A 14,241-nucleotide genomic window follows, 5' to 3' on the forward strand; every position below is an offset into this window, starting at 1 on the left:
CTAGGAGCCTGTCGGACTGAGGATTAATCTACTGCGCTGATGGGAGCTCGGCTCAAATGCCCCCGATTTTTCGTTGCGTAGGCCCACTATGCGCCTCAAAATCGTGAACATTCGATCTCGCTCTCCCATCATGCTCGCTACGATCACCTAAGTCCGACAGGCTCCTAGCGGATTCGAATGCCGTGGATGCAATTGCGGGAAAAGTCGATTAGGCTGCGCAACCGCAATCACAATCTGTCGGTGGATATTTTATAGGAGTCTTTGAAGGAGTCCGCGAATGGTCAGTCTCGAAACCCCAGTCTGCGAGTTCGGCAAGCACGCCGTTGATTTCGATCTCCCGGGCGTTGACGGGGACCGCTGGGCCCTGTCACGCTGCCAGGGAAAACGTGGCCTGCTGGTCATGTTCATCTGCAATCACTGCCCGTATGTCAAGGCCGTGCGCGACCGCATCGTCAGGGATACAAGGGAGCTGATGGAATATGGCATCAATAGCGTCGCTATCATGTCGAACGATCCGGCCGACTATCCGGAGGACTCCTTTGACAATATGAAGCGGGTAGCCGAGGAGTTCGATTTTCCCTTTCCGTATCTCCTGGACGAAACGCAGGACGTCGCCAGGGCCTACGGTGCCGTCTGTACGCCGGATTTTTTCGGTTACAACGGGGACCTAGAACTGCAGTATCGGGGCAGGCTGGATGCCAGCCGCAAAGAGACGGCCCCGCAGGATGTGCGCCGGGATCTCTTCGAAGCCATGAGGCAAGTGGCGGTAACCGGTCACGGGCCGAAGGAGCAAATTCCAAGCATGGGCTGTTCCATCAAGTGGCGAGACGAATCGTAGCGGTTGCGGGTTTTGGTCAGGGCCACTGCGTGATCGGCTCTCTGTTGGTAACGTGCTTCGTCGAGAATCGAAAGGTTGTTTATAACTGATTGAAGATAAAGGGGAAAAACAAGCTGGTCAGAAGGGCTGGAAGTCGGGTTGGGACCCTTGTATAAAAAATTTATAACTACCTATTAATACACCGATGTTGCCGCCATCGTTCACTTTGGTGAAAATCCCCGCTTTTGCACGATCCCGGCCGCGAACGGTGTCGTGTGCGGTCGCGCTACCGAATTCTAACGAGAGCGACCCGGCGAACACCCGATTTCCGTTAATCGACTAGGTCCTGGAGCCGCCCCGGCCCCGCGAAACGGTTCCAGACCCTTCCGGGAACTGACGCAAGGCAGGGGTCGCGAATTCGCAAGAATTAAACCTAAGGAGTCACTCAGATGCCGTCAAGAAGAGAGTTGGCCAACGCCATCCGTGCGTTGAGTATGGACGCCGTGCAAAAGGCGAATTCCGGACACCCGGGAATGCCGATGGGAATGGCCGACATCGCGGAGGTGCTCTGGAACGACTATCTTCGGCACAACCCCACCAATCCGAAGTGGGCCGACCGGGATCGTTTCGTGATCTCGAACGGCCACGGCTCGATGCTGGTGTATTCCCTGTTGCATCTGACCGGGTACGACCTGCCAATGGATGAGCTGAAGTCGTTCAGACAGCTTCATTCGAAGACGCCAGGTCATCCGGAATACGGTTATGCCCCCGGTGTCGAGACCACGACCGGACCACTAGGGCAGGGTATCACCAATGCGGTTGGCATGGCGATTGCCGAGAAGACCCTGGCGGCACAGTTCAACCGCCCCGGCAAGGAGATCGTCAACCACTACACCTACGTTTTTCTCGGCGATGGCTGTCTGATGGAGGGGATCTCCCACGAGGCCTGCTCTCTGGCGGGGACCCTGGGGCTCGGGAAACTGATCGGCTTCTACGACGACAACGGCATCTCGATCGATGGCGAGGTCGAGGGATGGTTCACCGACGATACACCGGGGCGTTTCAAGGCCTACGGGTGGCACGTGATCCCCGACGTGGATGGGCACGACTCCGACGCCATCAAGGCCGCCGTGGAACAAGCGCGTGCTGAGACGGGGCGCCCGACCATGATCTGCTGCAAGACCATCATCGGCTGGGGATCTCCGAACAAGCAGGGTAAGGAGGAGTGCCACGGCGCCGCCCTCGGTGAGGACGAGGTGGCTCTGGTTCGCGAGACCATCGGCTGGGAGCATGACCCATTCGTGATCCCCGAGGACATCCGTGCCGGCTGGGACGCTCGCGGCAAGGGCAAAGACACCGAGGGTGAGTGGAACAGCCTGTTCGATGCCTACCGGTCCGAGTATCCCGACCTGGCCGCGGAGTTCGAGCGGCGCATCGCCGGTGACCTTCCCGCGGACTGGTCGGACAAGGCCGAAGCCTTCATCGCTTCGGTGGTCGAGAAAGCGGCCTCCATCCCGAGCCGAAAGGCCTCCCAGCAATCCATAGAGGGGTATGCCGCCCATCTGCCGGAGCTGCTGGGCGGTTCGGCCGACCTGGCGGGTTCGAACCTCACCATGTGGTCGGGATCGAAGCCTCTGAGCCGCGACGACAGCTCCGGAAATTACATCTATTACGGCGTGCGGGAATTCGGCATGTCCGCCATCGTGAACGGCATCGCGCTGCATGGCGGATTCATCCCCTACGGCGGCACCTTCCTGATGTTTTCGGAGTACGCGCGCAACGCCCTGCGCATGGCGGCGCTGATGAAGATCCGTTCCCTGTTCGTCTATACCCACGACTCCATCGGCCTGGGTGAGGACGGCCCGACGCACCAGCCGGTCGAGCAGATCGCCACCCTGCGTCTGATCCCCCGAATGACCGTTTGGCGCCCCTGCGATGCGGTGGAGACGGCGATCGCTTGGAAGATGGCGCTCGAAAACAGCGCCGGGCCGAGCTGTCTGATCTTCTCTCGCCAGAAACTGGTCCACGAGGAGCGCACGCCGGACCAACTGGCCAACGTCAGTCGGGGTGGCTACATCCTCCGCGACACGGACGGCAAGCCGGACTGCGTCGTTATCGCCACCGGTTCCGAAGTAGGCATCGCCCGCGAAGCGGCGGAGCAGTTGGCCTCCGAGGGCAAGCAGGTCCGTGTCGTCTCGATGCCCTCAACCAAGGTGTTCGATGCCCAGGACGAAGGCTATCGCGAGTCCGTGTTGCCGTCTGACGTCACCGCGCGTGTGGCGGTCGAGGCAGGGGTGACCGATTTCTGGCTGAAGTATGTCGGTCTCGGCGGCAAGGTCGTCGGTATCGACACCTTCGGGGAATCCGCTCCGGGCGGCACCCTGATGAAGGAGTTCGGTTTCACCGTCGACAACGTCGTCAAAGCGGTCAACGCAACGCTTTCCAGATAACCCGAATGCCGGGAGGTCAGGCTGACGGGTTTCCCGGGTCGCCAATTTCGCACACTACCCATTTTCAATAACACTGAGGAGTTACCATCATGACGATCAAAGTAGGCATCAACGGTTTCGGCCGAATCGGACGTATGGCGTTCCGCGCCATCGCCAAGGACTTCGCCGATATCGAAGTGGTCGGCATCAACGACCTGCTGGACGCCGACTATCTGGCGTACATGCTCAAATACGACTCGGTTCATGGCCGTTTCGGCGGAGAGATTGCCGTCGACGGCAACAACCTGATTGTCAACGGCAAGTCCATTCGCCTGACCGCCGAGCGCGATCCCGCCAACCTGAAGTGGAACGAGATCGGCGCCGAGCTCGTCATCGAGAGCACCGGGTTCTTCCTGACCGAGGAGACCTGTCAGAAACACATCGATGCCGGGGCCAAGAAGGTCGTCCAGAGCGCTCCCTCCAAGGACGGCACGCCGATGTTCGTCTACGGCGTTAACCACGAGACCTACGCCGGGGAGGCCATCGTCTCCGCAGCCTCCTGCACTACCAACTGCCTGGCGCCGATCGCCAAGGTCCTGCACGACAACTGGGGCATCAAGCGCGGCCTGATGACGACCGTGCACGCGGCGACCGCCACGCAGAAGACCGTCGACGGACCGTCGATGAAGGACTGGCGCGGCGGCCGCGGGATCCTGGAGAACATCATTCCTTCGTCTACCGGTGCCGCCAAGGCAGTCGGTGTCGTACTGCCCGAACTGAATGGCAAGCTGACCGGCATGGCCTTCCGCGTGCCCACCTCGGACGTGTCCGTCGTCGATCTGACCGCGGAACTCAACCGTGAGGCCTCCTACGACGATATCTGCGCGGCCATGAAGGAGGCATCCGAGTCCGGTCCGATGAGCGAGACGCTTGCCTACACCGATGAAAAGGTCGTCTCCACGGACTTTCGCGGTGTCGGCCAGTCATCCATCTTCGATGCCGGGGCAGGCATTGCGCTGGACAGCACCTTCGTCAAGCTGGTGTCCTGGTACGACAACGAGTATGGCTACACCGCCAACATGATGCGTTTCGTGCGCCACGTTGCCACCAGCTGAGTGGGATGAACCCTAGGATGCGGGGTGGGCGTCACGCCCACCCCGCTGTCCCGAAAGCCGTTTGTTAAGCCGCCGCGGCCGCTTAGCAAACCGTTTTTAGAATCCAGTTCCGAGGAGTTTCCTATGTCCGTCATCAAAATGACCGATCTTGATCTGGCCGGCAAGCGCGTGCTGATTCGCCAGGACCTCAACGTTCCAATCAAGGACGGTAAGGTCGCCGGCGACAAGCGTATCCGCGCGAGCATGCCGACGATGGAGCTGGCGATGAAGGCCGGCGCGGGCGTCATGCTGATGTCGCACCTCGGCAGGCCCGCCGAGGGCGAGTATGCCGAGGAATTCTCGCTGCAGCCGGTTGCGGATTACCTCTCCGAGGCCCTCGGCAAGGAAGTGCGGGTCGTCAGGGATTATCTCGACAGCCCCCCGGAACCGGGTGAGGGCGAACTGGTCCTGCTCGAGAACGTCCGCTTCAATCCCGGTGAGAAGAAGAACGACGAGGACCTTTCGAAACGGTACGCTGCGCTTTGCGATGTCTTCGTCATGGACGCCTTCGGCACGGCGCACCGCGCACAGGCCTCTACGCACGGGGTTGCGAAGTTCGCGCCGGCGGCCTGCGCCGGACCCCTGCTGGCCGGCGAACTGGAAGCGCTGGGGAAAGCGCTCGACAATCCGGCCCGGCCGATGGCCGCGATCGTCGGGGGTTCCAAGGTATCGACCAAACTGACGGTCCTGGATTCGCTGTCCGGTGTCGTCGATCAGCTGATTCCCGGTGGCGGTATCGCCAATACCTTCATCGCTGCGGCAGGCTTCCCCGTCGGTAAGTCCCTCTACGAGGAGGACCTCGTGCCCGAGGCCAAGCGACTGATGGAGGCGGCGCGTGCCAAGGGAAACGACATTCCGGTTCCCTCGGACGTGGTCGTCGGCAAGGCCATTGCCGAGGATGCCGAGGCGGTCGTGAAGAAGGTGGATGAGGTGGCGGACGATGACATGATCCTCGATATCGGCCCCGAAACCGCGTCACGTTATGCCGGGATGATGAAGTCGGCCGGTACCATCGTCTGGAACGGTCCCGTGGGGGTGTTCGAGTTCGATCAGTTCGGCGCCGGTACGAAGACCCTCGGGGAGGCCATCGCGGCATCCGAGGCATTCTCAATCGCGGGGGGCGGGGATACGCTGGCCGCGGTCGACAAGTACGGTATCGCCGATCGCGTGTCCTACATCTCGACCGGAGGGGGTGCGTTTCTCGAATTTCTAGAAGGAAAGAAGCTGCCCGCGGTCGCCATGCTGGAAGAACGCGCCAGAGGTTGATGCCCCTTTCCTGACAGGCCGCCTGACCCGTGAACACGCCCCTAGCGCGCCGCACCAAGATCATCGCTACGCTCGGCCCGGCGACGGACCGTGACGGCGTGCTGGAGAGCATGATCCGCGAGGGTTTGAACGTCGTCCGGATCAATTTCTCGCACGGAGAATCGGCGGACCACGTACGACGCGCAGAGCGCGTTCGCGAGATCTCCGCGGCGAGTCAGTGCCATATCGGTATCCTGGGCGATCTGCAGGGACCCAAGATTCGCATCGACCGGTTCGTCGAGAACCAGGTCACACTGAGGGTAGGTGATCCGTTTGTCCTGGATTCCCGCCTGGAAGGCAACGAGGGGAACGCGGACCGCGTCGGTATTACCTACAAGGCGCTTCCCGACGATGTACGGCCCGGCGACACCCTGCTGCTCGATGACGGGCGCTTAGTCCTTGACGTCGATCAGGTTGCCAGGCACGAGATATTCACCCGGGTCAGGGTGGGTGGCGTACTGGGCAACAGCAAAGGGATCAATCGACTGGGCGGGGGGCTTTCGGCACCTTCCCTGACCGACAAGGACAGGAAAGATATCGAACTGGCGTCCCAAATGGGTGTCGACTACCTGGCCGTGTCGTTTCCGCGCTCTGCGGACGACATTCGCGAGGCGCGCCTGTTGCTGAGAGGAGCCGGCGGGGAAGGCGGCATCATCGCCAAGATCGAACGACCCGAGGCGCTAGAGTGTATCGACGAGATCATCGAGGCCTCGGACGGTATCATGATCGCCAGGGGGGACCTGGGGGTGGAGATCGGCGACGCGGAATTGCCGGCGGTTCAAAAACGTCTGATAACCAAGGCGCGGAACATGAATCGGGTGGCAATCACCGCAACGCAGATGATGGAAACCATGAGTATCAACCCGATTCCGACCCGCGCGGAGGTGTTCGACGTGGCCAACGCCGTGCTCGACGGCACCGATGCGGTGATGCTATCGGGGGAGACCGCCGTCGGCAAGTATCCCGTAGAGGCGATCGAGGCCATGAGCAGGATCTGCCTCGCGGCCGAGACCCAGCGGCTAGCCAAGCGCTCGGATCACCGGATCGACACCCGTTTCCAGCGGGTCGACGAAGCGATCGCCATGGCCACGATGTACACGGCCAACCACCTTGGCGTGCGGGCGATCGCGGCACTTTCCGAATCCGGCTCCACGCCGTTGTGGATGTCGCGAATCAGCTCGGCGATCCCCATCTACGCCTTGACGGGACATGATCGCACGAGTAGAAAAGTGACGCTATTCCGGGGGGTCTACCCGGCGAACATCGAAACGACGAAGACCAATCACGCCAAGGTGAACCGGGACGCCGTCGATGTGCTCAAGCAAAGGGGGGTCGTGCAGGACGGCGATCTCGTGATCATCACGAAGGGTGATCTGATGGGTGTCGATGGAGGCACCAACGCAATGAAGATCGTTCGCGTCGGAGAACTCGTCGACACGGAGTAAGACGGATCGACGCGACAACTGGAATTCTGAGTTCAACAGTAAGAGGAAGCAAAAATGGCCCTGATTTCACTTCGACAGTTGCTGGATCACGCCGCGGAAAACGGCTACGGCGTACCGGCGTACAACGTTAACAACATGGAGCAGATGCACGCCATCATGGAGGCGGCAGACGAGACCGACAGTCCCGTCATCGTTCAGGCTTCGGCCGGGGCGCGGTCCTACGCCGGCGCGCCTTTCCTGCGGCATCTCATCCTGGCCGCCGTCGAGCAGTGGCCGCACATTCCGGTGGTCATGCATCAGGACCACGGGACCTCTCCCGCGGTCTGCCAGCGCTCCATCCAGCTCGGGTTCACCTCGGTCATGATGGACGGTTCCCTCAAAGAGGACGGCAAGACCCCTGCCTCGTACGAGTACAACGTCGACGTCACGAAGCGGACCGTAGAGATGGCGCATGCCTGCGGCGTTTCGGTCGAAGGCGAGCTCGGTTGCCTGGGATCGCTCGAAACGGGGATGGCCGGAGAGGAAGACGGTATCGGTGCGGAAGGTATCCTGGATCATTCACAGCTTCTGACCGATCCCGAGGAAGCGGCGCAGTTTGTCAAGGAGACCCGCGTTGACGCGCTGGCGATTGCTATCGGTACCTCGCACGGCGCCTACAAGTTCACACGTCCCCCCACCGGAGACATCCTGGCGATCGAACGCATCAAGGAAATCCATGCCCGTATCCCGAATACCCACCTAGTGATGCACGGTTCGAGCTCCGTACCCCAGGACTGGCTGGCGATCATCAACGAGTACGGCGGTGATATGGGTGAGACCTACGGTGTTCCGGTCGAGGAGATCGCCGAAGGTATCCGTAACGGCGTCGCGAAGGTCAATATCGACACCGATCTGCGTATGGCGTCGACCGGCGCGATCCGCAAGCATCTGGCGGACAATCCGAAGAACTTCGACCCCAGGAAGTACCTCACCGCTGCGACCAAGGCGATGAAGGACATCTGCAAGGCCCGGTACGAGGCCTTCGGGACCGCGGGGCACGCTTCGCAGATCAAGGCGATCGACCTCGAAGCCATGGTGACGCGCTACGACAGCGGCGAGCTGGACCCCAAGGTCAACTGAACCGGTCCGTACCGCGCCGGGGCGTCGGGTGGTCCGGGATCGCCCCACACCCAGTAGAGATGACGGGTGTCGACTGTCTGCAGTCAGGTAGCCGGCACCCGGATTCGCATGCAGCTTGCCGCCAGGTTCGGTCCTTGTCTGGCGGCACGCCCATGGTCCCGGTCAAGGGGACTGGAGGGAACAGGTGGAGGGAACAGGTCGTGAAACTCATTAGCTCAATTATCAAGCCGTTCAAGCTGGACGATGTCAGGGAAGCGCTGTCGGAGATAGGCGTGAAAGGGTTGACCGTCACCGAGGTCAAGGGATTCGGCAGGCAGAAGGGCCACACGGAACTCTACCGTGGCGCGGAATATGTCGTCGACTTTCTACCCAAGGTGAAGCTGGAGGTCGCGGTATCCGACGATCAGGTCGATAACGTCATCGAGGCAATAACCAATGCCGCCCGAACGGGAAAGATCGGGGACGGCAAGATTTTCGTTTCGGCCATCGATCAGGTCGTCAGGATCCGAACCGGCGAAACCGGTGACACCGCACTGTAGCTGACACCCGGTTGCCAGACCGGACCCGATGGTATCCGGTCTTCGAATGGCAGGCGCTCCGGAGCGCCTCCAGCCACGGATCTTATCCGGATGCCCTCAGTCTTACGCCTCCCTCTGGAATACCGGGTCCGCAGAAACCGGCAATGATCGGTCCGCGCCTCCCTGCAGCCAGATCGCAAGTGCCCAGACGCGCCTCCGATCGCCCCTGCTCCAGGCATATCCGAACAGGAGAATCAGGAAGATGAATAGACCGCCATCGACCCCTTGGCTTTTCTTCGCGGCCACGGGACTGACGCTACTGTCCTCCGCTGCATTCGCGGAAGGGAACCTGGACAGCGGCGACACGGCATGGCTGCTGACCTCGACGGCCCTGGTGCTGTTCATGACCATTCCGGGTTTGTCGATGTTCTACGCGGGGCTGGTTCGCGCCAAGAACGTGCTTTCCGTCCTGATGCAGTGCTTCGCCATCACCTGCATGGTGTCTCTGCTCTGGGTCTTTTTCGCCTACAGCCTGGCGTTCACCGACGGTGGCGGCATCAACGCCTGGATCGGTGGTCTCTCAAAGGCGATGCTCTCTGGCGTGGAGCGGGGATCGATCGAGGGGACCATCCCGGAAACCGTTTTCGTAATGTTCCAGATGACCTTCGCCATCATTACCCCGGCGCTGGTCGTCGGCGCCTTTGCCGAGCGGATGAGGTTCTCGGCGATGATGTGGTTCTCCGCCCTTTGGCTGGGGGTGGTCTACCTCCCCGTCTGCCACTGGGTCTGGGGCGGTGGCTGGCTTTCGGAGATGGGTGTGCTCGATTTTGCCGGGGGACTCGTGGTGCACTTGACCGCTGGCGTCGGCGCGCTGGTAGCGGCCCTGGTGATCGGCACCCGTCGCGGATTTCCCCAGACCGCCATGCCGCCGCACAACCTGACCTTGACGGTTGCCGGTGCCGGGATGTTGTGGGTAGGCTGGTTCGGGTTCAACGCAGGCAGCGCGGTTGCAGCCAACTCCGACGCGGGAATGGCCATGCTGGTGACACACATCAGTGCGGCGACTGCATCGCTGGCCTGGATGACAATGGAATGGCTGCGGTACGGAAAACCGAGCGTACTGGGTATCGTGACCGGAATGGTTGCGGGTCTTGGTTCGATCACCCCGGCCTCTGGATTCGTCGGCCCGCTCGGGGCGCTGCTGATTGGCCTCACCGCCGGTGTCGTCTGTTTCACGGCCACCAACGTGCTCAAACGCGTCCTGAAGATCGACGACTCTCTCGATGTCTTTCCCGTCCATGGCGTCGGTGGCATGATCGGTACGATATTCGCGGGATTCTTGGTTGCGTCCTCTTTCGGCGGGGCGGGCCTGGCCGAGGGTATGACCGTGGGACGGCAGGTCGGCGTGCAGGTGATCGGGGTTCTGGCGACTTTGGCCTGGACTGCCGTTGCGACCTACGTCATCCTGAAGCTCGTCGACATGATGATCGGCCTGCGTGTTGCGCCCGAGGACGAGACCCAGGGGCTCGACGTCACCCAGCACGAGGAGACCGGGTACAACATCTGATCCCGGCAGCAGCCATGGCGTGAGCCGTGGCGACTGCGCGGGGAAACACCGATGGCCTCAGGGTGCCGCCGTGATGTGATCCATAGAGAGGCATGGTATTAAGGCGATTGCCGGAAAATGACATACCAGATCGCGCCGGGTGAGCTGCGAAGCAGTGAACGGCTTGGGCAGGAAGCCCAAGACCGGTGCCCAAGCAAAGCAGGGACAGCGCCGCGCCGGGATCGTTCGTCAACAAGACGCGACAACAGGCGCATCGTCGAACTATGTCACTGTTGTCGCAACACAGAGGACGGACGACAAAGACAAGCAGGATGGTATGTCATTTGACAGAAATCGCCTAAGCGACTGGCTCCCGGTTAAATTTCCCTGTCCCTGCTGCGGCTACCTGGTGTTCGATGCGCAACCGGGGAGCCATGCCCATTGCCCGATTTGTTGTTGGGAAGACGATCTGGCGCAGTTGCGATTTCCCCTGATGAACGGCAGCGCAAACGTCGTGTCATTGGAAACCGCACAGAAGAACTACGCCATGTTCGGCGCCTCGGAGCGCAGGAAGCGTGCCCTGGGGCGCAAACCGTTCGAAATGGAACAAAGGGAGGGCGCGTGGCGCCCGCTCGACCCGGCGCATGACAACATCGAGGAGCCCTGCCGGGGTGTCGACTATTCGGATTCCTACCCCGAGAGAAATACCACCGTTCTGTACTACTGGCGTGAGACCTACTGGAGACGGTTGAGTAGCTGATCCTCCCGTGACCGGCCCGTGACGATATCCGCGAGCACTTCTACCCAGCGTTCGTTGGCTTCCGGGCTTGCCGCATGTCCGCTACATACAATGGGGCAATTAAGATAGAGCCCGAGGTCCGCGGCGTTGTCCATCGCGGGATCGGTCTCTACCTCGGCCCGGTTCAGAACCACGGCGCTCAATACCAGGCCGCGCCTGGCAATGGCTGCGGCGCTGAGCAATGTGTGGTTGATGCATCCCAGACGGTCGGCGGCGACGAGTACCACAGGCAGCTCGAGCGCCTCGGCGAGATCGGCGTTCAGGGCGTCTCCGGTCAACGGCGAAAAGAACCCACCGGCGCCCTCCACCAGAGCGAATTCTCCCGACCGGCTTCGACAGGCCTCGATCACCTCGGCGAGGCATACGTGAATTCCTGCCAGCTCCGCGGCCCTCGCTGGTGACACGTCTTCGGGAAATCGCCACCGACACACGGTGTCGAGCGCCACTCCCCCCGGAACCGCGGCGGCCAGGATTCCCGCGTCGGTTAGTCCCACTTCCCGCTCGTTCCAACCCGACTCCAGCGGCTTGCGAGGTGCCACGCGCAGCCCCCGGCCGGCGAGCACCGCAATCAGCCGCGCACCGGTCCAGGTCTTGCCGACACCGGTGTCGGTACCGGCAACAAAGATTCCCGCATCGGGAATGTCGGGCGAATCTCCCCGACCTGTCCTGGAGCGTCCCGATGTCGGTTTCGTCATGTCTCTCCTGACCCTTGCGCGCGGTTGCGAATCTCCCCGCAGGCATATGCGAGTTCAGACGCCGCGCGGTGTCGTTTCGCACCGTGAAAAAGCCTCTGCGCCTGCGTTGCATATCGCCATGGTGGGATGCCTTGCGGAAAGGTATCATCGCGACTGTCCCGGAGCGCGGATAACAGGAATCGTGATTGATCGATACGCCCGTTTCCTGATCCGTTGGCGTTACATCACGATCTTCGCGACCCTGATCGTGATGGGTATTCTGGCCAGCAGCGGCCGATCCCTCCAGTTCACCAATGACTACCGTTCTATTGCAAGGAATCGCAACGCCGCCACGGGACGAAGAGGGCGTGCGTGCCTGGGAAACCTGTCCGTGAAGGGTATATCTCCTTTCATGTCACCGGTGTGGTGATGATGAACAATGCCTTTCCCGAGGCGAGCAAGGCTGATGTGGCGTTGCTGGTGCCGGTTGCTTTCGGGGTGATCGTCGTCGCTCTCGTCGTGTTTCTCCGCAACGTACCGTCGGCGATCGCTGCAGTTCTTCGTGCTGCCCTATTTCTGCGAGCGGACCTTTCCGGGGCCGGATGCGCGGCTGCGAATCGTGGTCCCCGTCGGCACCGGTCAGACGCAGTTCGAGTCGAGTCTGGAGACCTGGCACGTGGAGTTCGCAGTCCGGGCCACGACCATCGTCGGTCCTCTGGATGCTGCCCTGTCGCAGTTCGTCGGGACCAGCCGCGATCCCGAGTTTGTCCCCGGTACCAACGCCGCCGGCCAGCCTGTGCTGATCCCGCGCTACAATCAGATGGCGCAGACCGGACTGGATCTACAGTCCATACTCGGCGACTGGCTGCTGAAGTTCGAGGGGATCTATCAGGACAATCCGGTGGAGGACTTCTTCGCGGCCATCGGTGGGTTCGAGTACACCTTGGTCGGCATCTTCCAGTCCGCGATCGATCTCGGCATCGTCAGTGAGTACGCCTACGACGGGCGCACGGAGCGGCTCGTCTCGCCGTTCGACAAGGATCTGTTCCTGGGTTTGCGCTTCGCCTTCAACGATGTGCAGAGCACGGAGATCCTGGCTGGAGGATCCGTCGACCTCGAGACGGTCGCGCGCACCTTTCGCGTCGAGGCCAGCCGTCGGTTCGGCGAGAGCTGGAAGCTCGATCTCGAACTGCAGATCTTCGACAATGTCAGCGAAAAGGATCCGTTGTTCGGCTTGGAGGACGATGACTTCCTAAGACTGGATTTCGGGTATTTCTTCTGAGAGCAGTCAGCAGGCACAACGGTTATGAGAAGGAGGGAATGATTTGAAACTGAAACACTGGGATTTCGACTCAGACGGTCCCCTCGACGAAACCGCCATGCGGCGAAAGCTGCAAGCACTGGGTTTCCGCGTGACGCGCTACCACTATTCTCCCGGAACCGTCTTTCCGGATCACACGCACGGGGTGGACAAGATCGACGCGGTCCTGTCTGGCCGGTTCAGGATGACGATGGACGGCAGGTCCTTGATCCTCGAGGCAGGGGACATGGTGGCCGTACCCGCCGGCGCCGTTCACAGCGCGGAGGTTGTGGGCGGCGAGACAGTCGTCAGTCTGGATGCTATCCGGGAACATGATCTTTCCTACTAACACGCTTTTGGCGCTTACCGGGGCGCAGCGGCACAGGCGGTTGCGCTTCAATCGCGTATACAAGTTCGCTCAGCAGCTAGCGAGGCTTCGCCTCAGACCGACGAGTCCTGAGGTGGCCCCGGTTGATCTGAGAAGTCGTTAGACTTCCGTTATAGCTGCACAAGCGGCGGGGGGACATTGAGTCCGAATGCCAACCGGGGCCTATGACAATGATAGAACAATCTCTTCTCTACGGGAATTATTGCGCCGCATGATCCAGGGGCACCTCGATCAGAGAAGCGCGGAAGAGCCGCTGCGCGAACGGGTCGTGTGCTCGTACGCGGGGGTCAGGTCTTGTTTTTTGCATTTTCCTTTCGTCGAACGATGCGGCTCACTTTCGAGTAGGGAGGTCAGGTGGTACGAGCGCGCAAAACACAAGACCTGACCCCGATCTTTGCGCCCCGGCAGCGTTGATAACCTCGGGTATCGCCTACATACTGCCAGTTGCTCGCTCGGTAGATGGTGCCGACAAAGCGCTGCGGGTCGACTAAAGGTCTCCAGTAGCAGCAGCGGATAGCCAAAGCGCGCGACCCAGTCGGCCTGAATCCGGTGCCGGCATAAGGACAATACCCGCGAGGCCAGGTTGCGCTGATGGTGCGAGCGGTCAGGATCGCAAAGCGTGACTGGTTGGCGATCGGGTGCAGCCGGTCATAGTGATGACGAAGGTCCCAGCCAATCCAGCGATCGCGCGCGCCACACTTTAAGGCCGCGGCCGAGAAGCTTAGCAGCGCCACCCACTGCTCATCG

Annotated in this window: 14 protein-coding genes; 12 read left to right on the plus strand and 2 right to left on the minus strand. The window is 61.2% G+C overall.

The annotated features are described in order from the left end of the window. The first annotated feature begins 277 nt into the window (after positions 1-277). The 9 genes from LJE91_02205 to LJE91_02245 all read left to right on the plus strand — a co-directional run bounded on the left by LJE91_02205 (position 278) and on the right by LJE91_02245 (position 11,093). Complete coding sequence (locus tag LJE91_02205) at positions 278-838, plus strand: thioredoxin family protein (protein ID MCG6867565.1); 561 nt, start codon at positions 278-280, stop codon at positions 836-838. Between the two features lie 428 nt (positions 839-1,266). Beyond that, on the plus strand, positions 1,267-3,267 hold the full coding sequence (gene tkt, locus LJE91_02210) for a transketolase (GenBank protein MCG6867566.1): 2,001 nt from the start codon (positions 1,267-1,269) through the stop codon (positions 3,265-3,267). An 89-nt stretch (positions 3,268-3,356) separates the two neighbouring features. Beyond that, positions 3,357-4,361, plus strand: coding sequence for a type I glyceraldehyde-3-phosphate dehydrogenase (gene gap, locus LJE91_02215; GenBank protein ID MCG6867567.1), 1,005 nt, complete (start codon positions 3,357-3,359; stop codon positions 4,359-4,361). A 123-nt stretch (positions 4,362-4,484) separates the two neighbouring features. Then, the gene (locus LJE91_02220; protein ID MCG6867568.1) at positions 4,485-5,666 is read left to right on the plus strand and encodes a phosphoglycerate kinase; all 1,182 of its coding nucleotides are present in this window, start codon (positions 4,485-4,487) and stop codon (positions 5,664-5,666) included. 29 nt (positions 5,667-5,695) lie between these two features. Next, positions 5,696-7,150 carry a pyruvate kinase gene (gene pyk / locus LJE91_02225; protein MCG6867569.1) on the plus strand — a complete coding sequence of 485 codons (1,455 nt, stop codon included), beginning with the start codon at positions 5,696-5,698 and terminating at the stop codon, positions 7,148-7,150. Between the two features lie 54 nt (positions 7,151-7,204). Beyond that, positions 7,205-8,269 carry a fructose-bisphosphate aldolase class II gene (gene fba / locus LJE91_02230; protein MCG6867570.1) on the plus strand — a complete coding sequence of 355 codons (1,065 nt, stop codon included), beginning with the start codon at positions 7,205-7,207 and terminating at the stop codon, positions 8,267-8,269. Positions 8,270-8,469: 200 nt separating this feature from the next. Further along, on the plus strand, positions 8,470-8,808 hold the full coding sequence (gene glnK, locus LJE91_02235; GenBank protein ID MCG6867571.1) for a P-II family nitrogen regulator: 339 nt from the start codon (positions 8,470-8,472) through the stop codon (positions 8,806-8,808). A 241-nt stretch (positions 8,809-9,049) separates the two neighbouring features. Continuing rightward, positions 9,050-10,354 carry an ammonium transporter gene (locus LJE91_02240; GenBank protein ID MCG6867572.1) on the plus strand — a complete coding sequence of 435 codons (1,305 nt, stop codon included), beginning with the start codon at positions 9,050-9,052 and terminating at the stop codon, positions 10,352-10,354. A 316-nt stretch (positions 10,355-10,670) separates the two neighbouring features. Beyond that, entirely contained in the window at positions 10,671-11,093 is a 423-nt protein-coding gene (locus LJE91_02245) for a hydrolase (protein ID MCG6867573.1), read from the plus strand. On the opposite strand, the gene bioD is transcribed toward LJE91_02245, so the two are convergent. Further along, a complete protein-coding gene (gene bioD, locus LJE91_02250) occupies positions 11,069-11,827 on the minus strand; it encodes a dethiobiotin synthase (GenBank protein ID MCG6867574.1) in 759 nt (252 codons plus the stop codon). The two genes, LJE91_02245 and bioD, sit on opposite strands and share 25 nt — an antisense overlap. Positions 11,828-12,008: 181 nt before the next feature. On the opposite strand from bioD, the gene LJE91_02255 reads away from it, so the two are divergent. From LJE91_02255 to LJE91_02265, 3 genes are all read left to right on the plus strand, one after another. After that, positions 12,009-12,236: a hypothetical protein gene (locus LJE91_02255; protein ID MCG6867575.1), complete on the plus strand. Its 228-nt coding sequence runs from the start codon at positions 12,009-12,011 to the stop codon at positions 12,234-12,236. A gap of 132 nt (positions 12,237-12,368) precedes the next feature. Beyond that, positions 12,369-13,088: a hypothetical protein gene (locus LJE91_02260; GenBank protein MCG6867576.1), complete on the plus strand. Its 720-nt coding sequence runs from the start codon at positions 12,369-12,371 to the stop codon at positions 13,086-13,088. A 43-nt stretch (positions 13,089-13,131) separates the two neighbouring features. Next, on the plus strand, positions 13,132-13,455 hold the full coding sequence (locus tag LJE91_02265) for a cupin domain-containing protein (protein ID MCG6867577.1): 324 nt from the start codon (positions 13,132-13,134) through the stop codon (positions 13,453-13,455). Positions 13,456-13,844: 389 nt separating this feature from the next. Here LJE91_02265 and LJE91_02270 read toward each other — a convergent pair. Next, positions 13,845-14,241: DUF4338 domain-containing protein (locus LJE91_02270; protein ID MCG6867578.1), on the minus strand; the 397-nt coding region annotated here is incomplete at its 5' end.

Source organism: Gammaproteobacteria bacterium (genome assembly GCA_022340215.1).
Classification (GTDB): Bacteria; Pseudomonadota; Gammaproteobacteria; order JAJDOJ01; family JAJDOJ01; genus JAJDOJ01.

Bases quoted from the DNA above. Each gene is read 5' to 3' on its own strand.
- gap (MCG6867567.1), top strand. From the start codon at position 3,357: ATGACGATCAAAGTAGGCATCAACGGTTTCGGCCGAATCGGACGTATG.
- tkt (MCG6867566.1), top strand. From the start codon at position 1,267: ATGCCGTCAAGAAGAGAGTTGGCCAACGCCATCCGTGCGTTGAGTATG.
- LJE91_02220 (MCG6867568.1), top strand. From the start codon at position 4,485: ATGTCCGTCATCAAAATGACCGATCTTGATCTGGCCGGCAAGCGCGTG.
- LJE91_02245 (MCG6867573.1), top strand. From the start codon at position 10,671: ATGTCATTTGACAGAAATCGCCTAAGCGACTGGCTCCCGGTTAAATTT.
- LJE91_02205 (MCG6867565.1), top strand. From the start codon at position 278: ATGGTCAGTCTCGAAACCCCAGTCTGCGAGTTCGGCAAGCACGCCGTT.
- LJE91_02240 (MCG6867572.1), top strand. From the start codon at position 9,050: ATGAATAGACCGCCATCGACCCCTTGGCTTTTCTTCGCGGCCACGGGA.
- bioD (MCG6867574.1), bottom strand. From the start codon at position 11,827: ATGACGAAACCGACATCGGGACGCTCCAGGACAGGTCGGGGAGATTCG.
- fba (MCG6867570.1), top strand. From the start codon at position 7,205: ATGGCCCTGATTTCACTTCGACAGTTGCTGGATCACGCCGCGGAAAAC.